The organism is Albibacterium sp. (assembly GCF_035514885.1).
Taxonomy (GTDB): Bacteria; Bacteroidota; Bacteroidia; order Sphingobacteriales; family Sphingobacteriaceae; genus Albibacterium.
This window is the reverse complement of the sequence record NZ_DATJCH010000024.1, coordinates 271,843-297,468: the sequence shown is the minus strand read 5'-3', so window position 1 is coordinate 297,468 and position 25,626 is coordinate 271,843. Positions and strand designations below refer to the sequence as shown.

23 protein-coding genes and 1 tRNA gene are annotated in these 25,626 nt (G+C 36.8%); 10 read left to right on the top strand and 14 right to left on the bottom strand.

The annotated features are described in order from the left end of the window. Positions 1-5 precede the first annotated feature (5 nt). Together VL047_RS12460 and VL047_RS12455 are read left to right on the top strand one after the other, a co-directional pair. Positions 6-1,226 carry an ABC transporter permease gene (locus VL047_RS12460; protein WP_325361031.1) on the top strand — a complete coding sequence of 407 codons (1,221 nt, stop codon included), beginning with the start codon at positions 6-8 and terminating at the stop codon, positions 1,224-1,226. Between the two features lie 315 nt (positions 1,227-1,541). After that, entirely contained in the window at positions 1,542-1,961 is a 420-nt protein-coding gene (locus tag VL047_RS12455; RefSeq protein ID WP_325361029.1) for a c-type cytochrome, read from the top strand. Between the two features lie 98 nt (positions 1,962-2,059). On the opposite strand, the gene VL047_RS12450 is transcribed toward VL047_RS12455, so the two are convergent. Together VL047_RS12450 and VL047_RS12445 are read right to left on the bottom strand one after the other, a co-directional pair. Beyond that, a complete protein-coding gene (locus VL047_RS12450; protein ID WP_325361028.1) occupies positions 2,060-2,449 on the bottom strand; it encodes a hypothetical protein in 390 nt (129 codons plus the stop codon). 361 nt (positions 2,450-2,810) lie between these two features. Continuing rightward, positions 2,811-2,882, bottom strand: a tRNA-Arg gene (locus VL047_RS12445). 215 nt (positions 2,883-3,097) lie between these two features. On the opposite strand from VL047_RS12445, the gene VL047_RS12440 reads away from it, so the two are divergent. From VL047_RS12440 to VL047_RS12420, 5 genes are all read left to right on the top strand, one after another. Continuing rightward, positions 3,098-3,736, top strand: coding sequence for a peroxiredoxin (locus VL047_RS12440; RefSeq protein WP_325361026.1), 639 nt, complete (start codon positions 3,098-3,100; stop codon positions 3,734-3,736). Between the two features lie 11 nt (positions 3,737-3,747). Next, on the top strand, positions 3,748-4,062 hold the full coding sequence (locus VL047_RS12435; RefSeq protein ID WP_325361025.1) for a thioredoxin family protein: 315 nt from the start codon (positions 3,748-3,750) through the stop codon (positions 4,060-4,062). Continuing rightward, complete coding sequence (locus tag VL047_RS12430; protein ID WP_325361023.1) at positions 4,043-4,303, top strand: DUF6952 family protein; 261 nt, start codon at positions 4,043-4,045, stop codon at positions 4,301-4,303. Before VL047_RS12435 ends, VL047_RS12430 begins: the two co-directional genes overlap by 20 nt. Positions 4,304-4,712: 409 nt before the next feature. Next, a complete protein-coding gene (locus tag VL047_RS12425; protein WP_325361021.1) occupies positions 4,713-5,420 on the top strand; it encodes an SAM-dependent methyltransferase in 708 nt (235 codons plus the stop codon). Continuing rightward, positions 5,421-6,971 (top strand): FAD-dependent monooxygenase, encoded by a 1,551-nt coding sequence (locus VL047_RS12420; protein WP_325361019.1) that lies wholly within the window; start codon positions 5,421-5,423, stop codon positions 6,969-6,971. Here the strand turns inward: VL047_RS12420 and nadD are convergent. Genes nadD through VL047_RS12405 form a run of 3 tightly spaced genes read right to left on the bottom strand, consistent with a single transcriptional unit; the run spans position 6,968 to position 9,003 of the window. Continuing rightward, entirely contained in the window at positions 6,968-7,543 is a 576-nt protein-coding gene (nadD, locus tag VL047_RS12415) for a nicotinate (nicotinamide) nucleotide adenylyltransferase (protein ID WP_325361017.1), read from the bottom strand. The genes VL047_RS12420 and nadD overlap by 4 nt on opposite strands. Continuing rightward, the gene (gene gmk / locus VL047_RS12410; protein ID WP_325361016.1) at positions 7,536-8,126 is read right to left on the bottom strand and encodes a guanylate kinase; all 591 of its coding nucleotides are present in this window, start codon (positions 8,124-8,126) and stop codon (positions 7,536-7,538) included. Before gmk ends, nadD begins: the two co-directional genes overlap by 8 nt. Position 8,127: 1 nt before the next feature. Next, the gene (locus VL047_RS12405; protein WP_325361015.1) at positions 8,128-9,003 is read right to left on the bottom strand and encodes a YicC/YloC family endoribonuclease; all 876 of its coding nucleotides are present in this window, start codon (positions 9,001-9,003) and stop codon (positions 8,128-8,130) included. 122 nt (positions 9,004-9,125) lie between these two features. On the opposite strand from VL047_RS12405, the gene VL047_RS12400 reads away from it, so the two are divergent. Further along, positions 9,126-9,869 (top strand): hypothetical protein, encoded by a 744-nt coding sequence (locus VL047_RS12400; protein WP_325361013.1) that lies wholly within the window; start codon positions 9,126-9,128, stop codon positions 9,867-9,869. A gap of 7 nt (positions 9,870-9,876) precedes the next feature. On the opposite strand, the gene VL047_RS12395 is transcribed toward VL047_RS12400, so the two are convergent. The 8 genes from VL047_RS12395 to pgi form a co-directional block, all read right to left on the bottom strand. After that, positions 9,877-10,923 carry a glutaminyl-peptide cyclotransferase gene (locus VL047_RS12395; protein ID WP_325361012.1) on the bottom strand — a complete coding sequence of 349 codons (1,047 nt, stop codon included), beginning with the start codon at positions 10,921-10,923 and terminating at the stop codon, positions 9,877-9,879. 72 nt (positions 10,924-10,995) lie between these two features. Beyond that, positions 10,996-11,358: a YraN family protein gene (locus VL047_RS12390; RefSeq protein ID WP_325361010.1), complete on the bottom strand. Its 363-nt coding sequence runs from the start codon at positions 11,356-11,358 to the stop codon at positions 10,996-10,998. Next, on the bottom strand, positions 11,358-13,301 hold the full coding sequence (dnaG, locus tag VL047_RS12385; protein ID WP_325361009.1) for a DNA primase: 1,944 nt from the start codon (positions 13,299-13,301) through the stop codon (positions 11,358-11,360). The genes VL047_RS12390 and dnaG overlap by 1 nt, the downstream gene beginning before the upstream one ends. A gap of 25 nt (positions 13,302-13,326) precedes the next feature. Continuing rightward, positions 13,327-14,658, bottom strand: a complete 1,332-nt coding sequence (locus tag VL047_RS12380) for a mechanosensitive ion channel family protein (protein ID WP_325361007.1) — start codon at positions 14,656-14,658, stop codon at positions 13,327-13,329. 40 nt (positions 14,659-14,698) lie between these two features. Then, positions 14,699-15,883, bottom strand: a complete 1,185-nt coding sequence (locus VL047_RS12375; RefSeq protein WP_325361005.1) for a M20 family metallopeptidase — start codon at positions 15,881-15,883, stop codon at positions 14,699-14,701. Positions 15,884-15,894: 11 nt separating this feature from the next. Next, positions 15,895-16,335 (bottom strand): SPOR domain-containing protein, encoded by a 441-nt coding sequence (locus tag VL047_RS12370; RefSeq protein WP_325361003.1) that lies wholly within the window; start codon positions 16,333-16,335, stop codon positions 15,895-15,897. A 16-nt stretch (positions 16,336-16,351) separates the two neighbouring features. Then, the gene (secA, locus tag VL047_RS12365) at positions 16,352-19,654 is read right to left on the bottom strand and encodes a preprotein translocase subunit SecA (protein WP_325361001.1); all 3,303 of its coding nucleotides are present in this window, start codon (positions 19,652-19,654) and stop codon (positions 16,352-16,354) included. 113 nt (positions 19,655-19,767) lie between these two features. Beyond that, positions 19,768-21,414 (bottom strand): glucose-6-phosphate isomerase, encoded by a 1,647-nt coding sequence (gene pgi, locus VL047_RS12360; protein ID WP_325360999.1) that lies wholly within the window; start codon positions 21,412-21,414, stop codon positions 19,768-19,770. A gap of 86 nt (positions 21,415-21,500) precedes the next feature. On the opposite strand from pgi, the gene VL047_RS12355 reads away from it, so the two are divergent. Beyond that, on the top strand, positions 21,501-22,190 hold the full coding sequence (locus VL047_RS12355) for an OmpA family protein (RefSeq protein WP_325360998.1): 690 nt from the start codon (positions 21,501-21,503) through the stop codon (positions 22,188-22,190). A gap of 86 nt (positions 22,191-22,276) precedes the next feature. Beyond that, complete coding sequence (locus tag VL047_RS12350) at positions 22,277-23,599, top strand: FAD-dependent oxidoreductase (protein ID WP_325360996.1); 1,323 nt, start codon at positions 22,277-22,279, stop codon at positions 23,597-23,599. A 9-nt stretch (positions 23,600-23,608) separates the two neighbouring features. Here VL047_RS12350 and nagB read toward each other — a convergent pair whose 3' ends face one another. Continuing rightward, positions 23,609-25,546, bottom strand: coding sequence for a glucosamine-6-phosphate deaminase (nagB, locus tag VL047_RS12345; RefSeq protein WP_325360994.1), 1,938 nt, complete (start codon positions 25,544-25,546; stop codon positions 23,609-23,611). Positions 25,547-25,626 lie beyond the last annotated feature (80 nt).

Sequence of the window (25,626 nt, the reverse complement as noted above, 5' to 3'; positions counted from 1 at the left end):
TTATCATGAAAATAACAAACCTTATAAGACTAGCGATCAGAGCATTGCAACGCAACAAGCTGCGAGCATTGCTTACCATGTTAGGTATAATCATTGGTGTAGCAGCTGTAATAACAATGATGTCTATTGGAGAAGGCTCTAAGCTTAGTATCAATGAATCTCTATCCAGTATGGGTTCTAATATGATCACCATTACACCCTATAGTAATGAACCAGGAGGTGCTACCATGATGGGAAGCAACCTTAAAAACTTAACAATTGCAGATGTTGAAGCATTGGAAAAAGATGCACCAAATATTGATAAAATATCCCCTCTGGCATCAGCAAGTGGTCAGGCTATTAACGGTGCATCCAATTGGCCTACAAGTATACAAGGTGTAAGCCCTGAATACCTCGATATTCGTAAACTCGAGATAAAGGACGGCATTCCATTTTCAGAAGAAGATGTAAAATCATCAGCCAAAGTGTGTTTATTGGGACAAACGGTAGTAGATAATCTGTTTCCCAATGGAGAAAATCCCATAGGAAAGATCATTCGTTTCAACAAAATTCCGATGCAGGTAATCGGAACACTTGCCTCAAAAGGACAAAGCAATTTCGGACAAGATCAGGATGATATTATTCTGTCTCCTTACACTACCGTACAAAAGAGACTGCTTTCTTCTATTTACTTTAGTAGCATATATGCTTCTGCAATAAGTGAGGATGCTTCGATAGCTGCAGTAAACGATGCTACAAATGTACTTCGTGTCACTCACCGACTAAGAGTTGATCAGGAAGATGACTTCCAAATAAGAACTCAGGAAGAACTGATGTCAACCCTGAACTCAATAAGCAGTATGCTGACAACTTTATTAACTGCAGTAGCTGGAATTTCCCTGGTGATAGGTGGTATCGGAATTATGAATATCATGTATGTTTCGGTAACTGAAAGAACCCGTGAAATCGGATTAAGAATGTCTATCGGAGCAAGAGGTGTCGATATACTTCTTCAATTTCTAATTGAAGCAATCATGATCAGTATCACCGGAGGAGTAATAGGCGTGGCTCTTGGTGTATCAGCATCATTGATTATTTCATCTTTATTAAGCTGGCCTGCGGCGATCTCAGATTCTTCCATCATTATCTCCTTTTTTGTTTGCGCTTTAACCGGAATATTTTTCGGCTACTACCCAGCATTAAAAGCTTCCGGACTGGATCCAATTGAAGCACTCAGATACGAATAAGAATAGCCCAACTGATCATTCTAATTCGTTAGAGTATAATTAGGATATTCTAAAAATATAGCAGGGACCTTCTTCGGACTTTAAAGGCATTTGCCCCTAGGAAGTCCGAAGAAGGTCCCTACCACGTCCGAAGAAAATCCTTTGAGCTATTGTACAGTTGCTAGTTCAATATTAATGGAAATCAGACTAAAAAGGTAAGGTTCTTATACTGCTAGATATTTAAGTTTTTACTATTAAAAAATTACAGACGGCATTATACTTTTTACTACTATTATCTATACATTAGTAATAAAATTTACTTAATTATGACGAATTATGAAATATAGAACCTCCCTAATCCTATTATTCGTTGTTGCAATTGGCTTGATGTTAAGCGCATTTATGCCTCAACAACCTGAACCTCAACAGCCACACCCGGAATTTAAAGCCCAAAACCTGAAGGTTCTTCCAAAGAACATTACCAAAGACGAAATTGATGAAGTGATGGATGGGTTTAAAGTTGCCTTAGGTGTCAAATGTGGATTTTGCCATGCTTCACGAGCTGATGATCCGAAGAAACTTGATTTCGCCAGTGACGAAAAACCAGAGAAATTAATGGCCAGAAAGATGATGAAGATGACAGCAAAAATTAATAAAAAGTACTTTCATGAACCAGGAATGGATGGAGCGATGCTTGCTATCTCATGTAATACTTGCCATAATGGAAAAGAAAAACCGCAAACACTCGCACTTTAACAACAAAATCTAATTAAGAATAGGAATGAAATTCATTCCATTAAAAAAGGGAAAGATGTTTTACATCTTTCCCTTTTTTATTTATTGATCTTCCCCTTTTACATAACTGACTCTGCTTTGATACGAACCCCACTCGCATCGAACATATCCATTACATTACCTTTAACGTGATCACTATCCACAAGATCAAGCATAATGTTAAGATCATAACTTTCTGCAACGAAATTGCCATAAAGCCTCTTATCATTCTCAACTAAAGCAATTTCGGTAACTTTAGACATTTCCACACCATTCGGATCCAAGACCACACCGCTTAATTTTCCTTCTTTTTTCTCAAATACAAAAGTCAATTGAGCATCACCACTAGGCGTATCGAAAATGGTTACTTTCCATTTACCTTCAAAGGTATCGGCAGTAGTTTGAGCACTCGTATCCAAGGTTATAAATAACCCCATAACGATGGCGAATAGTAAGCTTAGCTTTTTCATAATAGTTGTTTTATAAGTTGTAAAATTGATTGATTCTGGTTAAGTATTAGCATAACAGCACCAGGTACTATTCTGTATATTTAACATACTAAAAGTAAAATACTAAATCCATATTCCCAAACCTAATCTGTACTTTTTACGCAATGATATTTAACTTAAAAATTCTGCTATAGCATTCACTGGCTTTAGACTAAATGGACCGTAATAGGTGGTTATATCAAAAAGGCAGAGTTTAAGGTTTATTGAAATTCAATTATTTCGTATCCATAGGATTTTAAATCCTTTTTAATAAAAAAGGAAAAGAATTTAAAAACTCCTTTCCCTTTTTTAAATGTCATCTGTGGTAATTGTAATTTACTTGTGGCCTCGACGAGAATCGAACTCATATCTAAAGTTTAGGAAACTTCTATTCTATCCGTTGAACTACGAGGCCATAGTTCGCAAAAGTACGATTTCGAATAATATTTCCATGATTATTTGTAAATATTTGTAAATTCACAGAATAAAGACAAGTATTGTTTTTAACAATATCATCCCACTGTCACTATAGATTATACCTATAAGGTATCAATATAAAAGATAGCTTTTGAGAGGCGCTTTCAGTATATTTGCACCATCAAAAAAGAACAATAAAAAGAAAATAAAATTATGAGTTTAGTAGGAAAGAATTTCCCCAACATTACAGTGGATGCGATGGATTATATGGGTGATGATTTAAAAATCAATATATTTCAAGAAGCTAGTGCAAAAGGTAAAAAAGTTTTATTATTCTGGTATCCAAAAGATTTTACTTTTGTTTGTCCAACAGAATTACATGCTTTTCAAGATGCGCTTCCTGAGTTTGAAAAACGTAATACAATTGTAATCGGCGCCTCATGTGATACCAATGAAGTACACTTTGCATGGTTAAACACAGCTAAGGATAACGGTGGTATCGAAGGAGTTACTTACCCGATTATTGCAGATACTACCCGCAACCTATCCAATGTCTTGGGAATTTTAGACGTTCAAAAAGCTGAATATGATGAAGAGTTGGATACCATGATTATTGAAGGATCCAATGTTTCTTACAGAGCTACTTACTTAATAGACGAAACAGGTAAAGTTTTCCATGAAAGTGTGAATGATATGCCTTTAGGTAGAAATGTAAAAGAATACATTCGTTTAATTGATGCTTATGCTCATGTTCAGAAATTCGGCGAAGTTTGTCCGGCAAACTGGGAAGAAGGAAAAGATGCAATGAATGCGAATCGTGATGGAGTTGCAAGTTATTTAGCTGCTCACTAAAAAATAAAAAGATGATATTAGAATTAGATAAAGATAATTTAGCAGAATTAGTTAATGATAATGATATTGTAGTTGTGCAATACTCAGCGTCATGGTGCGGAAACTGCAAAATCATGAAGCCTAAATTTAAAAAGATGGCTTCTGAAAACGAGAATTACAAGTTTATTATTGCAGATGCGGAGAATTTTCCAGAATCAAGAAAGTTAGCAAATGTAAATAACCTGCCTACTTTCGCCACTTTTAAAGATGGTAAATTGATAAACCAAGTACAAACGAATAAGTTAGAGCCTTTAGCACAATTGATAAATGAAATTACCAGTAATTAAGCATTTGACTCAATTTATTGAGGATAATGACGAAGACTTTGTAATCGAAACCATTGAAACATTGGAGTCTATAATTGATGCTCCTGGTTTAAAAGATGAAGAATTAGATGTGATAGGAGAGCTTCTTTCCAATATGTATGGTGCATTGGAGGTTGATAAGCTTATCAAAAACGAAGGACTGGATAAAAAAGAAGCATTAAATAGCTTTATGAAACGCGTTCTGGGATCTATCGATAAATAGTTTTTAGATTATAAGTAAGTAAGTGGGTTGTTAACACTAAATTGTTAACAACCCTTTTTTTGTTGAAAACTTAATTAAAACAATAGAGGATATTTTGTTAAATTTAACACTAGTTAAGGGAACGTACTTAAAGCCTATTTAGAAGCCAATCCATCTGTTTCAGTCAAGTGTTTAAAGGTTAAGCTTTAAGAAAACAAAAAATTTTAATTGTTGATTTTTTTATGTTGATTTTTTAGAAAAAGGGAGATTATAGCGATCTCCCTTTTTCTTTTTTAATTTTCATAGATTGCTTATCTGATAAAACATCATATTTGTACTATTGAAAGCATCATGTGTTTGATAAATTCACAAATCGAAATGAGAAGATTACTCATGAAGCTTCATCACCACTAGAAAACAATTTATTCTGATGAAAAAAGGCCGTCTTTTTTTAATACCTGTTCCTTTAGCACCTTCAGCAGCTGCTGCTTCCTTTACTCCATACCTGAGTGAAACCATTAATCATATTGATGAGTATATCGTAGAAAATGAAAAAACTGCACGAAGATTCCTAAAAGAGGCCGGATTAAAGACACCGCAAAGCAATCTGACAATTCATGACTATGGGAAACATAAAAGAGATCGTTCTTCCATCAACGTTTTCTTTAAAGGTCTTTTGGCGGGCAAGGATGTAGGTTTAATGAGCGAGGCAGGCTGTCCTGGGATTGCAGATCCCGGTGCGGACATTATTGCTCATGCTCATAAATTAGGCATAAAGGTTTCTCCACTTGTAGGACCCAGCTCTATTATGTTGGGTTTAATGGCATCGGGGTTTAATGGACAAAGTTTTGCGTTCCATGGTTACCTCCCAATAGATAAGGAGCCTCGTGCAAAAAGATTAATGCAATTAGAGCAGGATGCTTTAAAAAAACATCAAACACAGATCTTTATAGAAACTCCATTCAGAAACAATCGCATGCTGGAAACCATATTGAACACCTGCAACGATCAAAGAATGCTATGCGTTGCCTGCAATTTAACAGGAGAGGATGAACTTATTATCAGTGAATCGATAAAGGACTGGAAGAAAAGAAAGATTGACCTTCATAAGATTCCCGCAATCTTTTTATTATTTTAAATGAATATTATTGGTGAGACAGATTCTGTTTTAATAATTGGGGCCAGTCCGGCTGGACTACTTCTTGCAGCCCAATTATTGAGATTTGGTATTCATCCTGTGATTATCGACAGCAAATCATCCTCTTCAAAGGTATCACCATCCATTCTTCTTCAACCTAGAACATTTGAAATATTCAACCAGTTGGGCTTGGCTAAAGAATTATTGCATGCAAGTTTAGAGTGCGACGGACTTACTATCCAGGTTGAAAGAGAAGTTATTAATTACATTAGCTATGCTCAATGGGTTTTAGACTCGGGGTCGGCTTCTCTGTTAAATATAGAACAGCGTAAAATTGAGGAGTTACTAATAAATTATCTGGCAGTCAAAGCTTGTCCAATTTACTGGAATTCACAATTAACGGCCTTCAACCAAGATTCAAGCACCGTTAAAATTGAATTGAACAAAGATGGAGAGATTATTAATAGAATTTTCAAATGGCTAATCGTTGCTGAAAAAGAACAATTTGATATAAAAGAAAATTTAGGAATCTCTTATAAGCATTGGGCCTCTAAGCATCCTATATATCAACTGGTTCTCAGGACAGATGAGTTGCATAATCGTAATCAGCACCTGTTTTTAAAGAAAAATAGCTTTGCATTTGCTACACCTATTAATGATTCGGGAAGCTATGATTTCGTGGGCACTTTACCACAAAGCAGCCCATCAGAAATGGCGTTTAAGGATATTAAAGATGCTTTGGATCAAACGATGGGCTTTTCTATTCCTGTTGTATCAGATGAGTGGCATAGAACCGATGTTCTACAATCCTTTTTAGCCAATGAAAGCTATAAACAACGATCTCTTTTAATTGGAAATGCTGTCTTTAAACAGTCCGGGTTTGTGGGCTATGAGATTAATAGCGGCCTTCAGGATGCGTACAATATCGGTTGGAAACTTGCAAATGTATGTTTGGACAAACAAGAAGAATCGATGCTAAGTTCTTATGAGGAAGAAAGGAAAAAAATAAGCGATGCACGTTTTAAAAAAGATCGCTGGCTCTTTAAGCTTTTTAAAGGTTCATCCGTTTTATCTTATGACAGGCGTAAATACTTGATAAAAAAACTCTTACAGAAGAGCGATTGGTATGATGTAGACTCCAACTATCAAAAGAGCAATTTATCTGTACATCATTCTCGTGGAAGAAAGATTAAGGCGGGAGATAAATTACCTTTTATTAATGTTTATGATGAAAAGAAGCAGGAAGAAACCGATTTATTTCAATGGTGTAAACGGCCTGGCTTCGTTTTATTGGTTCTAGGAAACTTGAGCAATAATTCTCTTTTTATTCTGGCACAATGGATGAAGCAGAAATACACTCGTTATATGCAGCTATTTTATTTACCATATTCTTCTAAAAACCAAGCGGTCTTTGATGCTTTTGAGGTAAAAAAGGATCAGAATAAAATGATCCTTGTGCGGCCCGATATGTATATTGCCTATATTCACGATGTTGTCAATACCGGTCTGATTGACACCTATATGATCGGTGTAATGAGATGGAAATTTTAACGATACAAACCTTTTTTGTCGATAAAATCTATTACCGCATCGGGTAAAAAGTACTTTATGTTTTTATTAGCTGCCACCGACTTGCGGATGAAAGTAGAGGACAATTCCATTAAGGGTGTTTGAGTAATAGTGATGGATGGATGTTTTGCCATTTCCTCGTCGTAGAAATCTGGCCGTGGATAAATATAGATATGATAATCGCGAAGAATAATCTCATAATTTTTCCACTTCTTTAAACTCACCAGATTATCGGAACCCATGATCAGAACAAATTCCTTTTGAGGATAACGTTCTTTTAAATGGGTTAAAGTATCAATCGTATAGGAGGGTTGCTTAAGTCTGAATTCAAAATCACTGCTTTTTATATTTTCTGTGCCTTCAAGTGCCAGATTAACCATTTCAAGACGGTCGTACATATTTGCAAGGCTGTCTTTTTTCTTTAAAGGATTGTGAGGAGATACCATTAACCACACCTCGGATAAATCTGAATGATTAGCCATGTAATTGGCAATTATCAGATGACCGACATGAATGGGATTAAAAGACCCAAAGAACAAACCTACTTTACTCATTGACTACTAACTTGTTTGTATAAAAACCCTCTACGAGCTTTTCTGCCTGAATGCATGCATCTCCAAGGTTATCATTTTCAAGAATGATGTCAAACTCACTTGAGAATTTTAATTCCTTATCTGCCTTTGCAATGCGCTCCATCAATTTATCCTCACTATCAGTTCCTCTGGAACGTAAACGATGTATTAATACATCAAGCGATGGTGGTTGAACAAAGATTGCCAGTGCCTGCTTACCAAACTTCTTTTTTAACCGCAATCCACCAATAACATCAATATCAAATATAACGATTTTTCCACTTGCCCAGATTCTATCTATTTCAGAGCGTAGGGTTCCATAAAAAGTTCCAGAATATACTTCTTCAAATTCAACAAACTCCTGGTGAGCAATTTTGTGAAGGAAAGCCTCTTTGGAAATAAAATAATAGTCTTTCCCATCTACTTCATTGCTACGTGCCTGACGGGTACTCGCTGAAATTGAAAAAGATAATTTATCTGGGTACTTACCTAGTAAATGTTTAACGATCGTGGTCTTACCTGCTCCTGAAGGAGCTGAGAATATTATAAGTTTACCTTCTTCCATACTACAAAACGTTCAATAGTTGCTCCTTGATCTTTTCTAACTCCTCTTTCATCTGCACAACGGTTTGCTGAATCTCAGCATTGTTTGCCTTGGAACCTATTGTGTTGATTTCACGTCCCATTTCCTGCGATATAAAGCCAAGTTTCTTTCCGTTAGCATCTTCACTTTCCAAGGCTTTAATAAAATAATTACAATGACTTCTTAGTCTAACCTTCTCTTCCGTGATATCCAGTTTATCAATATAATAAATCAACTCCTGTTCGAAACGATTCTTATCTACATTCTCTTTACCCACAGTTTCCTCAAGATAATGACTCAGTTTCTCACGGATCAAAGGTATACGTGTCGTTTCCTTTGCTTCAACGTGACTAAGTAGTTCCAACAATTTATTAGAACGCATAGCCAAGTCTGTTTTTAAAACAGCCCCTTCGTCCATTCTGAATTGTTGAAACTCCTTAACCGCCAATAAAAAAACCTCATAAACTTTTTCCCACTCCTTATCGTCTGCTTTTTCTTCTTTATAGCTAACTACATCAGGAAAATTAAGAGCTGTTTTTAACAAATCTGCATGCGATGTACCTAAGCTCTCGGCAATAGCTTTCAATTCATTGAAGTAATGTGTTAATAAAGGTTTGTTTATGGTTGCGGCAGATGTAGTTGAATCATTTTGTTCTGCACTAATACTGATACTAATTTTCCCACGCTCTAACAGTCTGGTACATTCATTCCTTATGAATAACTCTTTATCTGCAAATGCCTTTGGGATCTTAAGGCTTAGCTCTAAAAACTTGGAGTTTAGCGATTTAATTTCAACAGCATAATGGCCTTGCTCATTGTCGAAATTTGCGGTACCGAATCCGGTCATTGATTTAATCATTCGCAAAGATAAATTAATTTCTATTGTTTTGTAAGCTTCCACAAAGACATCAAAGTCCCTTTTAACATTTTTTAGCATATTCTTTGTGGCGATTTACCTAAGTTTACCCGATATTACAGAAAATGAATTGTTTAATTAAATATATAATAATTGCTTGTTTCTTACTCCCTAACACTGTGTTTGGACAAGAAGCGATGCGAGGGGTGGTATTAGATTATGCAACAGAAGTTCGAATTGGTAATGCAGAAATCACAAACCTGCGTACACAACAGTCTGTAGTAAGCGATGGCTTAGGTATATTTAATATCGCAGGCATTATTGGTGATACTTTAAAGATTGCCAGTACAGGTTATAATGAACAAAACATTGTTATCTCCTCAGCTGATGATATTGTTGTTCGTTTAAAAGGAATTACAGAGCTTAAGGCAGTCAATGTATATGGAACAACAAAAGAGCAAGAATTGCAAGGTGTGATGAACGATTATCGTAAACAGGGTAGCTATTATGAAGGAAAGCCACCTGTGCTGGCCTATATTTTTAATCCCATTTCGGCACTTCATGAAGCTTTTGGAAAAACAGGTAAGCGAGTAAGACGCTTCCAGGAATATGTAAACTATGAACAGGGAGAGCTTTCAGTAGATCGAAAGTTTAATAAATCTTTAGTTGCTTCTTTAACTGACCTGAAAGATGAAGACTTAACTAATTTCATGTTGATCTATCGTCCCTCCAGCAGCTTAGTAAAGAACTGGAATGAGTACGATGCAACTAGTTACATTAAGAGAGCTTTCGAAAAATTTAATGCAGATGGTCGCCCAAAAGCTCCGACTTTACCAAAATTAGTTATACCTGAATTGAGTAGGGAATAACCAGATATTACCGCTCTAACATTTTAATTTCAAACAAAGTATTCCATTTCTTTCCGGTAACGTAAATACGTTTGCTTTGACGGTCGTAGGCAATACCGTTGAGAACATCTGTATCTTGTGTATGGTCTTTCTGTGGAAGAAGACCGATCATATTCAGCTCGCCCTCCACCTGTCCTGTCAAAGGATCAATGATCAATATTTTATCTGATTGATATACATTGGCAAATATTTTTCCATCAATGTATTCCAACTCATTAATGGCATCTATAGGTCCTCTATCATTGTACACATCAATGTATTTACCCGTTTCTGCATAGGTGTTTTTGTCCAGAAAGTAAATTCGGCTGGTACCATCAGATTTAAATAATTTCTCACCATCATAGCACAATCCCCATCCTTCTTTACTTGCCTGATAGCTAAACTCTTTGATTTTTTTAAACGTGTTCTTATCATACACTATTCCAAATCCTGCCCTCCAGGTTAGCTGGATTATATGGTCATCTACTATTGTTAAACCTTCACCAAATAGCTCTTTAGGAAGCATAATCTCTTGAAGAACCTTTCCGGTCTTTAAATCTACCTTTCTTAAGCTTGACTCACCATTCAATCCTGTACTTTCGTAAAGTACTCCATCATGATATTCTAAGCCTTGCGTGTAGGCGCCTACATCGTGAGGAAAAGTATTAACGACTGAAAAGCTATATTGTATGGGAGTTTTATTGGAAACTACCGTTACAGATACACTGCTTTCTGCTACTGCTCCCTTTTCATAATGCTTTGCAGTTAATAGCTGATCTCCGAAACTAAGAGCACTACTATTGAAATATACAGGTTCGTTGCCTACAGTCTTATTGATGGGTTCATTGTTTACAAAGTACAATACCGAATCTGTTGCCTGGTCTTCAGGAATATCAAGTTGCAATTTGATGGTATCTCCTAAACTTACAAGCCCTGGTTTAGGACTTAAAAACGAAATGCGGGTTGATTTCTTTTGACTTGTACAGGCAGCAATAGAAAAGAATATAAGAAGAGAAAGAAAAAGTATATTTTTCATCAGAATGATTGTTTTAAAAATGCAGCCGAGGCTATTTAGGATACTAAAGTAATTATTTCTGCATTAAATTCCTTACTCCGGCCAAAATGCATCTTTAATATGCTCGATCTCGTGCTTATTTGAGTTATCCATTAAAACAGATACAATATCAAAGCGAATTTCTCCTTGATGCTTAATATAGGATATGTAAAGGTTTGCAGCGCGATCAAGCTGTTGCTGCTTTCGATAATTTACAGCTTCGTGAGGCGGCCCATATGAAGAGCTTCGGCGAGTTTTAACCTCAATAAATAAAAGCACAGGACCATCCATAGCTATCAAATCTACTTCAAGATGCTTATAGCGCCAGTTCTTAGCAAGGATTCTATATCCCAAATCTTCAATATAATGTAACGCAGCAAGTTCTCCAACTTGACCGGTTTCCAGATGTTTTGCCATTATTTGCTGATGACAGTTCCTAAGAATGTCAGAGTATCCTTTTCTACTTCCTTAAGTTTAAGATATTTATGTGATAATATAGCGATATTTTCCGGATTGGTCTCTTCTTTCATCTCATCGCGGACTTTCTGAATCCGTTCGTCAATTTTGCGCTTCTTCATTCTAAAGATAGCCTTTAAAACGGTCTCTTTTAAATTATCAACTTCCTGTTTCACATATATCTGCCTTTTATCGTCATTCCAATTGGGACTGAGATTATAGGGAGAAGAAAGTAATGAGATAACGAGATTGGAAACCTCTTTATCTGCATTGGTTATAAATATCTTTTGTTCGGGCAATTCCTGTCGGTTCAAATAGTCAATATAAATATCAGCTACCTTTTTCGCAGCAGGATCTGTAAATTCTACATCTTGCAAAGAGGATAAAATTAATATTGCTATCGGATAGCTCTTTTCCTCTAACCAACTTGCAGGCATCTCCCCATAATGCAACAATAAGCGAATGATTTCTTGCTCTTGTAAGTCATTCGAATTGATTTCCGGCAATTGGTTCCCTGCTTCCTGCAATCCATCATCAAAAAGATTATCTGGTGGCAAGTCCGATGAAGGTTCATTGCGTGGAGGGTTATGCTTCCTTGACTGCTGCAGTCGCATTTTATTAAGCTCAGATATCAAAATCCTTTCTTCAATATCAAGCTTAACACTGCAATCTCGTATGAAGACAGATGCTTTGATTTGATCAGGAATCAGAGCAATACTTTCAACTACTTCACGAATAACTTCAGCTCGCTTAATCGGATCGCTACCTGCGTCTTGTAAAAGAATCTGGGTCTTAAAGGAAATAAAGTCTTGCTGATTTTTCTGAACGTATTCCTGAAAGGAGTTTGGGCCGAACTTCTGTATATAAGAATCAGGGTCATGTCCATCGCTGAAGAGTAATACCTTAACATTTAACCCTTCCTTTAAAAGCATATCGGTACCTCTAAGAGAGGCTTTTATACCTGCTGCATCTCCATCATACAACATGGTTACATTCTTCGTAAAGCGGGCTATTAGCTTTATCTGTTCCGTTGTAAGGGATGTACCCGAAGAAGCAACTACATTTTCAACACCTGCCTGATGCATGGAAATAACATCCGCATACCCTTCAACTAAGTAACAATTATCAACTGTAACAATCGACTTCTTAGCAAAATATAAGCCGTATAAAACAGCCGATTTATGGTAAATATCGCTTTCAGGAGAATTGACATACTTAGGAACCTTTTTGTCTGTTTTAAGTGTCCGCCCTCCAAATCCTAATGTTCTTCCCGTAAGATTATGGATGGGAAACATCACACGACTCCGGAATCTATCGTATGTTTTACCACCTTCTTTCTTGATAATCAAGCCGGTTTTTTCAAGATATTCTTCTTGATGCCCTGCTTGTACAGCTTTCGCATATAAGTAATCCCAACTTTCAGGAGAATAACCTAACTCAAATTTCTTAATAATATCCTCTCGATATCCGCGCTCCTTAAAATAACTTAAACCTATGGCTTTCCCTTCATTGCTATTCCACAAACTGTTTTGAAATATCTCTGCCGCCCAATTGGTTACAATAAAAAGGCTTTCTCGCTGATCATTCACAATCTGCTGTTCTTCGCTTAGCTCATCTTCCTCTACTTCAATATTATACTTTTTAGCAAGGTAGCGAATGGCTTCGGGATAGGAATATTTCTCATGCTTCATCACAAAGTCGACAGCATGACCGCCTTCTCCACAACCAAAACATTTATAGATTCCTTTACTTATTGAAACATTAAAAGAAGGAGTTTTCTCATTATGAAAAGGACAAAGACCAAGAAGATTGGTACCACGCTTTTTTAAATCAACGAAGTCTCCAACCACCTCTTCTATCTGAATAGTGTCAAATACCCGATCAATGGTGCTTTGCTTTATCACTGTATTTCCTCCTAAGTAAAGATAATTATTTTTCCTTACTTGGAATTATATCCCTCCAAATCGGATTCTGTAACTTTAAGGCTTCTGCATCACTTCCTGCAACATCTTCAAATATTTGTAAATCAAAATACATCACTGCTGCTATCAGATGATCAAAAATATCTGACATAATATTTTCATATTCTTTCCAGATAACCGTATTAGTGAAAGCATATATTTCAAAAGGCAAGCCCTTGTTGCTTGGCTCTAATTGCCTAACCATTAATGACATATCCTTATTAATACCTGGATGAGTAAGGAGATACCATTCAATATATTTACGAAATAAACCTGCGTTAGTTAAATTTCTGCCATTGACGCGGAGGTCTCTATCAAATCCTAATTTATCGTTATGCTCTGCAATCTCTAATTGTTTTTTATCAATATAACCGGATATACCTCTAATTTTCCTGAAAGTATCCAGTTCATCTTCCTCAAGATAACGAATGGATGTCTGTTTAACAGTTATCGATCTTTTAATTCGCCGGCCTCCCGATTGCTGCATCCCTCTCCAATTATTGAATGAATCTGAAATGAGAGAGTAGGTTGGAACCGTAGTAATGGTTTTATCGAAATTTTGAACTTTTACCGTAGTTAAAGTAATCTCCAAAACATCTCCGTCAGCACCGTATTTGGGCATGGTAATCCAATCTCCAATTCTAACCATATCGTTGGTCGTAACTTGTATACTTGCTGCAAAGCCCTTTATTGTATCCTGAAATATTAATAATAAAATAGCTGATGTTGCACCCACTACTCCGAAGAATGCAACAGGAGACTCTCCAGTGAAACGGACATAAATAAAGATAGCACCGAAAAAGAAAAGTACAATATTCATTACCTGAATATAACTCTCCATTGGTCGATACTTGAATGTATCATTTGATTCCTTTAGAGAATCGATCAAGGCTCTCACAAAGGAAGTAATGATAGAAACTACCATAAAAACAGAATATACATCTGTTAGCAATGACAGGGGTCTAATCCATGCCGGGAAACTCTCAAATACAATGGGTATTCCGGCACGAACCAAACTAACCGGAGCAATTAATGCCAGATAATGCGCAAACCGGTGTGCCCGAAGGTAATTTAAGAATTTTAACTTTTTAGATTTACTTATATAATTGAGAATCAACCTAAGTATTGCCCGCACAATGCTTAGAACAATAAATATCAGGACTATTAATGAACCTAATAAGACTAAACAATTCACCAGTGTTGCCTGATCTTTTGATACTCCCCATTCTATAAGTAAATCATAGGAAAATCGACTGATAAAATTGGAGGATGTCTCTAAATTATTTTCTAATTCATTCATAAAAGAAAGGGAAATTAATTGTGTTTATAAATAAGCCGGATTAATTTCCAAGCTGTTTTATAGCTAGATAGGTCATTAATCCTGTACCTAACTGCAATGCATTCTCATCAATATCAAAAGTAGGTGTATGTACCGCTGATGTAATTCCTTTTGGAGTATTGGCTGTTCCTAATCGATAGAAACATGCATGAGCACTTTGAGAATAATAAGCGAAATCTTCTGCTGCTAACCAAAGATCAAGATCAACAATATTTTCCTCACCAAGGAAATGGGCTGCATATGATCGAACGGAAGCAGTTAATTTTTCTTCATTTACCAAAACAGGATAGCCGTGTCTAATTTCAAAGTCACACGTTGCCCCCATACTTTCAGCCATTCCTTCAGCCATCCTTTTCATCTTTTGATGAGCTTGCTTTCTCCAGTCCTCATCAAATGTACGGAACGTTCCTTCCAAATAAACTTCATTCGGAATCACATTTGTAGCACCATCAGCTCGAACCTTTCCGAAGGAAAGAACAGAAGGTATTTTAGGATCAGCCACCCGGCTCACAATTTGTTGAAGAGCAGTAATGATATGAGCAGTAATAACAATGGGATCAATGTTTTGCTGTGGTTGGGCAGCATGACCACCTTTACCGGTTACTCGCACATAAATTTCATCAGAAGAAGCCATGTATTTACCAGAGCGAAAACCCACTTTCCCAACTTCAATAAACGGCATAACATGCTGACCGATAACACCCTGAGGAACCGGATCTTCTAATACCCCTTCCTTAATCATAATACTTGCTCCACCAGGAAGCTTCTCTTCGCCCGGTTGAAAAATAAGCTTAACAGTTCCTCCGAATTTGGACTTTAGTTGAGTTAATATTTTAGCTGTACCTAATAAAGACGAGGTATGTACATCATGCCCGCAAGCATGCATGACGCCCGGATTCTTAGAACCATATTCACGACCTTCTACTTCCTGAATTGGAAGTGCGTCAATATCTGCTCTTAAAGCAATAATATTAGAAGAGGGTTTATCTCCTTTAATCAATGCAACGATGCCTGTATTAGCCATACTTTTATAGCTAATACCAAGCTCATCGAGTTTACTTTTAATAAAAGATGAAGTATTATATTCTTCAAAAGACAATTCAGGATTAGCATGCAGGTGTCTGCGATTATTAAGTACTTCTGTGAAGTTCTTCTTTGCTAATTCTTTAATTTCTTCTTCTAACATAACCTTCAAATTCAATAATATATGTATATCTGTTCGGTAAACAGGAAAACAGAAGGGTATGACCTTTTCAATTCAGCCATAAAAGACTGCGCTTCGCTACGACTACGAAAATCACCTACTTTCACCCGATAGTTAGGCTGGGTATAAGTAATATAAGTATTAATATTTTCATAGCGCTGTTGAAAACGTGCTTGAATTGCATAAGCCTCATTACGACTTGAGCCAGAAAATATTTGGATACGGAAGCCTAATGCAGTACCCCTTGTACCCTTTTCATTTTTAACCTCAGTTGCCTCTTCAGGTAGGCTATTGTTAAAAACAATACGGCTCTGTTGTAAAATATCGATCATCGGATCCTTAACAATCTCTAAATTCCCCTTTTTATTTTGTGCTAAAGCAGCAAAGGAAAACAACAGAAAGCTTAATCCAAGAAAAACCGATTTACAATTCATATCAATTAATATCTAATTAAACCTGTCCGATCCCATGACAGTTTTTATACTTTTTACCACTGCCACATGGACAAGGATCATTTCTGCCAACTTTATTATCGTTTCTGATTGGCTGTGTTTTCTGTACTTCGCGCGTATCTTCTCCAAAGTTTCCACCACCACCAGCTGTAGCCAATTCTGGTTTAGACACCTTAATATTTTTGTTTTGAACAGGTGCAGGTCTAGCCTCTCTAACTTCCTGTGGATTCTGAGTAGGAATTCCTCCCTTGAACAGGAAGCTAACAACTTCCTTATTCATGTTAATCAGCATATCCTTAAACAGATTAAAGGCCTCCATCTTATAAATAATGATTGGATCCTTCTGCTCATAAACAGCATTTTGCACCGATTGCTTCAAATCGTCCATTTCACGAAGATGCTCTTTCCATGCCTCATCAATTAAAGCAAGAACAACACCTTTTTCGAATGATTTGAAAACTTCTTTACCATTCGATTCAACTGCTTTCTTAAGATTAGAGGTAACTTGAATGCCTTTTGTACCGTCTGTAAAAGGAACAACAATATTTTCAATTTGTTCTCCACGAGTATCATACACATCCTTTAAAACCGGAAAAGTTTGTGTGGCAATCACTTCCGCCTTACGGTGGTAAAATTCATTTACCTTATCAAAAAGCTTATGGGTTAAAGAAGATATTCCCTCATTATTAAAGATGTTTTCATCTAATTCAGGATCTATAGAGAAAGTACGAATGAACTCAAGTTGAAGATCTTCATAATGTCCTCCTTCCTTACACTCACTCACTATCTCTTCAATGGTATCGAAAATCGTATTATTTAAATCAACATCTAAACGTTCACCAAAAAGGGCATTCTTTCTTTTCGAATAGATTACACTTCTCTGAGAGTTCATTACATCATCGTATTCTAACAGTCGCTTCCGAATACCAAAGTTATTCTCCTCAACTTTCTTCTGTGCACGTTCAATCGATTTGGTAATCATCGAGTGTTGAATAACCTCACCCTCTTCAATTCCCATACGTAACATGATATTGGAAATCCTTTCTGAACCAAATAAGCGCATTAAGTTATCTTCCAATGAAACGAAGAATTGTGAAGAACCCGGGTCTCCCTGACGGCCGGCACGACCTCTTAACTGACGATCGACACGTCTTGATTCGTGACGCTCTGTACCAATAATAGCTAAACCTCCAGCTGCCTTAACACCTTCACCTAATTTAATATCCGTACCACGACCAGCCATATTGGTGGCAATCGTTACTGTACCTGCATGACCAGCTTCAGCCACAATATCTGCTTCCCTTTGGTGCAATTTCGCGTTTAAGACATTGTGCTTAATTCCACGTATCTTCAACATCCGGCTTAGTAATTCAGAAATTTCAACCGATGTTGTACCAACCAATACCGGTCTTTTTGCTTCCGTTAATCGCTGTATTTCCTCTGCTACTGCATTGTATTTTTCACGAGCTGTACGATAAACCGCATCTTGCAAGTCATTTCTTTGAATTGGAACGTTCGTTGGAATTTCAACAACATCCAGTTTATAAATTTGCCATAACTCACCCGCCTCCGTCGTTGCAGTACCAGTCATCCCTGCAAGCTTATGATACATGCGGAAGTAGTTCTGCAATGTAACAGTAGCATAGGTTTGAGTAGCATCCTCAACTTTTACATTTTCTTTTGCTTCAATTGCCTGGTGCAGACCATCTGAATAACGACGGCCCTCCATAATACGGCCTGTTTGCTCATCTACAATCTTTACTTTACCTTCATCAATAATATATTCAACATCATTTTCAAATAAAGTATATGCCTTTAATAACTGGTTTACTGAATGAATACGCTCAGATTTAATAGAGAAATCACGCATGATTTCATCTTTCTTTGCAACCTTATCCTCAGCATTTAGATCTGATTTCTCCAATTCAGCAATTTCAGACCCAACATCAGGCATAATAAAGAACCCTGCATCCTCACCAGAAGCAGTAATCAATTCAATTCCCTTTTCAGTAAGTTCTACTTGATTGTGTTTTTCAGTAATTACAAAAAACAATTCAGCATCTACCTCAGGCATACGCTTACTTTGTTCTTGCATATAAAAGTTCTCAGCTTTTGTAAGTACCTGCTTATTGCTTCCCTCACTTAAAAACTTAATAAGAGCTTTATTCTTTGGCAAACCTCTATAAGCACGTAATAATGCTAAACCACCGCTTTCGGGTTCTGTATCGCCACCTCTGATTGCTTTCTTCGCATCATTCAGAACACCATTAACAAAGGCTTTCTGTGCATTTACTAATCTCTCGATCCTTGGTTTTAATTCATAAAACTCATGTTCATCCCCACGTGGAATCGGACCGGAAATAATTAAAGGTGTACGAGCATCGTCAATTAATACTGAGTCAACCTCATCCACCATAGCATAGTGTAACTTTCTCTGAACAAGACTTTCAGGATTCTGAGTCATGTTATCACGTAGATAATCAAACCCAAATTCATTGTTTGTCCCAAATATAATATCTGCAGCATAAGCTTTTCTACGAGCTTCTGAATTTGGCTGATGCTTATCAATACAATCCACTTTCAATCCGTGAAATTCAAAGATAGGTCCGTTCCACTCCGAGTCACGTCGTGCCAGATAATCGTTGACAGTAACGATATGAACTCCTTGACCGGATAAGGCATTTAGATAGGCCGGCAAAGTACCAACCAATGTTTTACCTTCTCCTGTAGCCATTTCTGCTATCTTACCTTCATGAAGTACGATACCACCAATTAGCTGAACATCATAATGAACCATGTTCCAGGTAACCGGGGTGCCAGCGGCAATCCATGTATTTTGCCAGATAGCTTTATCGCCTTGAATCTCTATATGCGGATGAAGTGCAGCTAGATCTCTGTCAAATTGATGTGCTGTAACTTCCAATGTTTTATTTTCAGAAAAGCGGCGTGCAGTTTCTTTAACAACTGCAAAAGCCTCCGGAAGTATTTCCATCAATACTACTTCCAGTTCCTTATCTCTCGTTTTCTCAAGTTTATCAACTTGCTCATACAAAGATGTTTTTATTGACATCTCCAGATCAGCTTGTTCCGCTTCAGCTTTAAGTTTAGAAATTTCTGCGTCAGTTTCCTTTAAGTGCTCAGCTATTCTCTCCTTAAACGTAATTGTTTTATTTCGCAACTCGTCATTCGTGATTGAATCTAACTTTGCGTACTCAACTTTAATCTTTTCAACTAAAGGTTGAATGTGTTTTATGTCTCGTGCAGACTTGCTCCCGAAAACTTTACTTAAGAATCCTAACATTTATAATATTTTTAATTGATCTTCTTTGGTTTGTCAATAAATAATCCAAAACTCGCTATCCGTCAAATTGACAGAAAACAATTGCAAAGTTAATGATTACATATTAAATATAATTACCGCCAATTTTTAAACTGGTTGATCAAACCATTAGTAGAAGTATCATGTGTATTTACTTCATCGTTATTTTCCAATTCAGGTAAGATTTTATTAGCAAGTTGCTTACCCAATTCCACTCCCCATTGATCGAAGCTAAATATATTCCATATTATGCCCTGAACAAATATTTTGTGTTCATAAAAAGCTATTAAAGTACCCAAAGTATAAGGAGTGATCTTTTTTATCAAGAAAGAGTTTGTAGGCCTGTTACCATCAAAGACTTTATAAGGAAGCAATTTCTCAATTGCACCTTCATCAAGTCCGCTATCCTGAAGTTCCTTAGACACCTCTTCCTCTGTTTTCCCATTCATCAAAGCTTCAGTCTGAGCAAAAAAGTTAGAAAGTAAAAATGTATGGTGCTCGCCTATCGGGTTATGACTTTGAGCAGGGGCTATAAAATCACAAGGAATCAATTTAGTTCCTTGGTGAATAAGCTGATAAAAAGCATGTTGGCCGTTCGTTCCTGGCTCTCCCCAGATAATTGGCCCTGTCTGATAATCAACATTCTTGCCATTACGATCAACGTTCTTACCATTGCTCTCCATATCTCCTTGTTGGAAATATGCTGCAAAGCGATGCATGTATTGGTCATAAGGCAAAATAGCTTGAGTTTCAGAATCAAAGAAATTATTATACCATACCCCTAATACCCCCATAATAACAGGAATATTCTCTTCAAATTCACTCTCCTGAAAATGAACATCAGCCGCATTCGCGCCTTTTAAAAGCTCTTCAAAGTTTTTAAATCCGACACCTAATGCGATCGATAAGCCAATTGCGCTCCATAAAGAATAACGTCCACCAACCCAGTTCCAGAAAACAAACATATTATCAGTATCAATACCAAACTTTTTAACAGCTTCCGTATTAGTTGATAAAGCCACGAAATGTTTACTCACATCACTTTCCTTTCCTCCACTTTTCAATAACCATTCTTTAGCCGAAAAAGCATTCAGCATGGTTTCTTGGGTTGTGAAGGTTTTGGAGGCCACCAAAAATAATGTAGTTTCCGGATTTAGAGGTTTTAAAGTCTCCACCATTTGCGTTCCATCAACATTAGAAACGAAATGCATATTTAGGCGGGTTTTATAAGATTTCAATGCTTCGGTAACCATTACAGGTCCCAAATCAGAGCCTCCGATTCCAATATTTACAACGTCAGTTATTTCTTTACCTGTATAGCCTTTCCATTCACCGGATAATATCCGATCGCAAAAAGACTCCATTTGCCTCAACACCTTTTTAATCTCGGGCTTAATGTCTTCTCCGTCTACTTTAATTGGATTATCATTCTGGCTCCTTAGAGCTGTATGCAAAACAGCACGATTCTCAGTTTCATTAATAAGTTCGCCTGAAAACATCGCATCTATCGCATCTTTCACTTTACACTCACGTGCTAGCTGAAGAAGCAATGCAATTGTTTCGTCGTTTATCCTATTTTTAGAATAGTCAAATAAAATATCGTCTTTAAGAATAGAAAACTTTTCAAATCTTTGAGGGTCTGATTTAAATAAATCTCTCATTGACTTAGGCGCGATTTCAATATAGTGATTACTAAGATATTTGAAAGCCGGGGTTTCGTTAAAATTAACTTTTGGTAGCATAATTGATAATTGAATAAGCAGCGAATTTACGTTTTTGGCATTGTGTTTGCAATAATCATCGAAACAAAATAAAAAATATCATCATTATGAATATTCAAAGAAAAGTAGCTGTATATGCAATAGCAATTGCAACCTCAACCATGATGTTAGTAAGTTGCGATTCATTATCCAACTTATCGAACGCCCAAAAAGGTGCAGGTATAGGTGTAGGTGCTGGAGCCGGAATAGGAGCTCTAATAGGGAATAAAGCTGGTAATACAGCTGTAGGCGCCGTTATTGGTGGTGCTATTGGTGGTGTTGCCGGAGGCTTAATCGGAAAGAAAATGGACAAGCAAGCTGCAGAAATAGAAAACACTGTTGAAGGTGCAGAAGTTATTAATGCAGGTGAAGGTATTATCGTAAAATTTGATTCAGGTATTTTATTTGATTTTGATAAAGCTGATCTAAAACCTAACGCAAAAGAGAATATCCGCAAGTTAGTTCAATCCATGAACGAAAATTCTGATACAGATATTTTAGTAGTAGGTCATACAGATAACGTAGGTAGAGCAGAATATAATCAAGGATTATCAGAACGCCGCGCATTGTCTGTTAAAAGCTATGCTACTACACAAGGCTTAAATGCAAGTAGAATCAAAACAACCGGTAAAGGTGCAAACGAACCGATTGCCAGCAATGAAACTGATGCGGGAAGAGCTGAAAACAGAAGAGTTGAAATCGTTATTGTTGCAAATGATAAGATGAAGGCAGAAGCGAAAGCAGAAGCCGGACAATAATATTTAATAACAAAAACGTTCGCTTTGGCTGTGATGGGTTTCCATCACAGCCTTTTTTTGTTATTTTTATAAAATAATCGATTAAAATGTATAGAATTTCCGTATTGTGTGTTTTGTTATTAATTAGTTCGCTTTCTTTTGCTCAAAAACCAGCTAAAGCGAAGCTTATTATATACGGTCAAGGTGAAGCAGCATTGGCCAGTGCCATTCAAGCTTCAAAATCAGGCGTAACAACTTTATGGATAAATCCGGATGCAGCTTTTAGCAGTAATCTTACAGAAGGGCAGGATATTAAATCAATAAATTCATACAAGAATTTAGATGCCGGACTATGGGCAGAGTTTTTAAAACTGTCGCTCAATGCAAAGGAGTATTCAGACTCAGTTTTCAACTATGCCAAGGTCTACCTTAGTCCTCAGATCTCAAAAAACACTTTTGAGAAGATGATTGATTCAGCTGAAAACCTGAGTGTTATTTATAATACAGAAATAGAAAGAATAAAAAAGTCTGGTAAAAAGTGGAAAATAGACTTATCTAATGGACAGAAGTATAGTGTTTATGCCTTAGTTGATGCAAGTAAGCAGGCTAAATTAATTCCGTTAATAAGCGAAAAAGAGAGGCTGGAAAAGAAAGAAACCGATTCAATCAGCCCCATCAACACAAATCAACTTTATAATTCAACCGCATATAGAACCAGTTTAATGGTGGAAGATCGGGATGGACATGAATGGTTAATACCAACAGCCTCCTTGTTGAAACCTTATGCTGAGAACTTTTTTGTCGTTCATGGTCCAAATGGTTTAATTCAGAAGCTCAATGAAGCCACCCCGGATGATGTACCAACGCTTATGTTATACGGACAATCTATTGGAGCAATTGCATCTTATTGTGCATTCTTCGAAACTACTGTAGACAAAATCAATATCAGAACATTGCAAGGCGAACTATTAGCCTTTAAAGGACAGCTATTACCCTTTCATGATGTCGCTTTTGAAGACGTAAATAATTCAAGTATACAAAGGATAGGTTTAACCGGAATTATTCAAGGCCGATTAGATAACGAAGATGGAAAAGGCGCTAAGCTTATCTTTGATGTTGACAAGCACGTATCTTCTATGGAGCTGGAACCCATCATGCACAGCCTTTATACAAGAAGTCAAATATGGTTTAGCGATAAATCAATTGAAGAGTTAAAATTAAAGGACTTAATAAGCCTGATAAAATTTATCGCCCTCAAAGGAGATGAGCTGGACACGCAAATAGAAAACGGATGGGAGAAGAAATTCCATTTCAACGGCATTTATGACCCTGAATGCTTAATAACAAGAAAACAAGCTGCTGTACTAATCGACAATTATTTGCAACCCTTTAGTATTAAAGTAAATAAAGCCGGCAGTTTTCAACGTTAATAGAAACAGCTAGTGTGTTTCTTCTTCATCAAATTTCCAACGGACAAAGGCCTCAATAGCTTCATACTCAGCAAGTCCCAATTCATCATAAATTCTAGCTGTTTCAGTTGTCCGTTGTTCTGCACGTACCCAAAATTCCCTGGAATCATCTCCTGGAAAAACAGGTGTATCTTTTTGCGATTGATGTTTAAAAATAGCGTTCCTCTTACGAATAGCCTCTGCAGGCGATAGCGGTACAGCCATCTCAATTTCATGAATCTCAAATTCATGCCAAGCTCCCCGATATAGCCATACCCAACAATCATTTGTCCAGCTTTCAGTTTTACGCAATCTGGTAAGCGCTTCTCTAATAATATTAAAACATACCTTATGTGTTCCGTGAGGATCAGCAAAATCTCCGGCTGCAAATATCTGATGGGGTTTTATTTGCTGTAAAAGCTCCATCGTCTGTACAATATCATCTTCTAAAGAAACATTCTTAGCATATTTAGCACGGTCATAGAATGGTAGATTTTGAAAGTGAATATTTGTATCAGGCAATCCCGCAAAGCGGGCTCCAGCTGTAGCCTCACCTTTTCGAATGAGTTCATTCACTATTAATATCTCTTTAATATCCGTTTGATTAGGTTTTTTACTTTTCAAAAAGTCACGCGTATCTGAATATACTTTCTCCAATACACTTGTATTAAGATCCAGCGACTTAGAGAAATCACGTGCAAATTCAATAAAACGCAAAGTATCATCACCCCAAACCGCGGTATTGCCCGAAGTTTGATAGGCAACATGCACATCATGACCCTGATCAGATAAGCGAATAAACGTTCCACCCATAGAAATTACATCATCATCCGGATGAGGAGAAAAAACAATGCTTCTTTTCTTATCAGGTACTGCACGCTCCGGACGCTGACTGTCATCTGCATTCGGCTTTCCACCCGGCCAACCGGTTATAGTATGTTGAATCAGGTTAAAAATCTGTATATTAATATTGTAAACCGGGCCCTTTTCAATGGCTAGTTGAGCCATTCCATTATTATTATAATCCTCTTCTGTTAACTTCAGAATAGGTTTTTTTAATATCTTGGCCAGCCAGATAACTGCCTTCTTAATTGCTTTTTCATCCCACTTACAATCCTTTGTAAGCCAAGGTGTGTCAAAACGAGTTAAAGCTGATGATGACTCTGTATCAAGAATAAATTCTACATTATCGGAAAGTTGTAAATAAGTAGCTGGAACTTCAGCGGTAATAGGTCCCTCAACTGCTTTTTTAACAATGTTAGCTTTGGTGCTATTCCAAGCCATCAGAATAATTTCCCTGGCTTTAAAAATAGTACCCACACCCATCGTAATAGCCTTTGTCGGTACGTTTTCCTTTCCTCCAAAGCTTCGAGATGCATCTCTGCGGGTAAGATCATCTAAAGTCACCAATCTTGTTCCTGAATTAGGAGCAGAACCTGGTTCATTAAATCCGATATGGCCGGTACGTCCAATCCCTAATAATTGTAGATCAAGGCCTCCAAGGGCCGAAATCTTCCTTTCGTATTCTAAACAATATTCATGTATTTCCTCTTTAGAGATAGTTCCGTCAGGTATATGAACATTGTTCTTATCAATGTCAATATGATCAAAAAACGTATTGTACATAAAAGACACATAGCTTTGCTCAGCATCAGGCTGCATTGGATAGTACTCATCGAGGTTAAACGTAATAACATTTTTGAAGCTTAACCCCTCCTCCTTATGCATACGAATAAGCTCTATATAAACCAAATGAGGAGTTGACCCGGTAGCAAGGCCCAGTATAGCAGGCTCTCCTTTTTGTTGTTTGTCTTTAATAAGAGTAGCTATCCGATGAGCCACTGCAATAGAAGCTGTTTCAGGATTTGGGTAAACTGTAACCGGTAGCTTTTCGAAGCGCGTTTCTTCCAACAGATTTAATCTTGCCATTGTGCTTAAATACGTTTAGGGTAAGTAACAAATCTAATTAATATATTATACAAGTCACACCTTTTCAGTAAATTGTATTA

Coding starts and splice junctions, on each gene's coding strand:
- VL047_RS12460 (WP_325361031.1), top strand. CDS start 6: ATGAAAATAACAAACCTTATAAGACTAGCGATCAGAGCATTGCAACGC.
- VL047_RS12455 (WP_325361029.1), top strand. CDS start 1,542: ATGAAATATAGAACCTCCCTAATCCTATTATTCGTTGTTGCAATTGGC.
- VL047_RS12450 (WP_325361028.1), bottom strand. CDS start 2,449: ATGAAAAAGCTAAGCTTACTATTCGCCATCGTTATGGGGTTATTTATA.
- VL047_RS12440 (WP_325361026.1), top strand. CDS start 3,098: ATGAGTTTAGTAGGAAAGAATTTCCCCAACATTACAGTGGATGCGATG.
- VL047_RS12435 (WP_325361025.1), top strand. CDS start 3,748: ATGATATTAGAATTAGATAAAGATAATTTAGCAGAATTAGTTAATGAT.
- VL047_RS12430 (WP_325361023.1), top strand. CDS start 4,043: ATGAAATTACCAGTAATTAAGCATTTGACTCAATTTATTGAGGATAAT.
- VL047_RS12425 (WP_325361021.1), top strand. CDS start 4,713: ATGAAAAAAGGCCGTCTTTTTTTAATACCTGTTCCTTTAGCACCTTCA.
- VL047_RS12420 (WP_325361019.1), top strand. CDS start 5,421: ATGAATATTATTGGTGAGACAGATTCTGTTTTAATAATTGGGGCCAGT.
- nadD (WP_325361017.1), bottom strand. CDS start 7,543: ATGAGTAAAGTAGGTTTGTTCTTTGGGTCTTTTAATCCCATTCATGTC.
- gmk (WP_325361016.1), bottom strand. CDS start 8,126: ATGGAAGAAGGTAAACTTATAATATTCTCAGCTCCTTCAGGAGCAGGT.
- VL047_RS12405 (WP_325361015.1), bottom strand. CDS start 9,003: ATGATTAAATCAATGACCGGATTCGGTACCGCAAATTTCGACAATGAG.
- VL047_RS12400 (WP_325361013.1), top strand. CDS start 9,126: ATGAATTGTTTAATTAAATATATAATAATTGCTTGTTTCTTACTCCCT.
- VL047_RS12395 (WP_325361012.1), bottom strand. CDS start 10,923: ATGAAAAATATACTTTTTCTTTCTCTTCTTATATTCTTTTCTATTGCT.
- VL047_RS12390 (WP_325361010.1), bottom strand. CDS start 11,358: ATGGCAAAACATCTGGAAACCGGTCAAGTTGGAGAACTTGCTGCGTTA.
- VL047_RS12380 (WP_325361007.1), bottom strand. CDS start 14,658: ATGAATGAATTAGAAAATAATTTAGAGACATCCTCCAATTTTATCAGT.
- VL047_RS12375 (WP_325361005.1), bottom strand. CDS start 15,883: ATGTTAGAAGAAGAAATTAAAGAATTAGCAAAGAAGAACTTCACAGAA.
- VL047_RS12370 (WP_325361003.1), bottom strand. CDS start 16,335: ATGAATTGTAAATCGGTTTTTCTTGGATTAAGCTTTCTGTTGTTTTCC.
- secA (WP_325361001.1), bottom strand. CDS start 19,654: ATGTTAGGATTCTTAAGTAAAGTTTTCGGGAGCAAGTCTGCACGAGAC.
- pgi (WP_325360999.1), bottom strand. CDS start 21,414: ATGCTACCAAAAGTTAATTTTAACGAAACCCCGGCTTTCAAATATCTT.
- VL047_RS12355 (WP_325360998.1), top strand. CDS start 21,501: ATGAATATTCAAAGAAAAGTAGCTGTATATGCAATAGCAATTGCAACC.
- VL047_RS12350 (WP_325360996.1), top strand. CDS start 22,277: ATGTATAGAATTTCCGTATTGTGTGTTTTGTTATTAATTAGTTCGCTT.
- nagB (WP_325360994.1), bottom strand. CDS start 25,546: ATGGCAAGATTAAATCTGTTGGAAGAAACGCGCTTCGAAAAGCTACCG.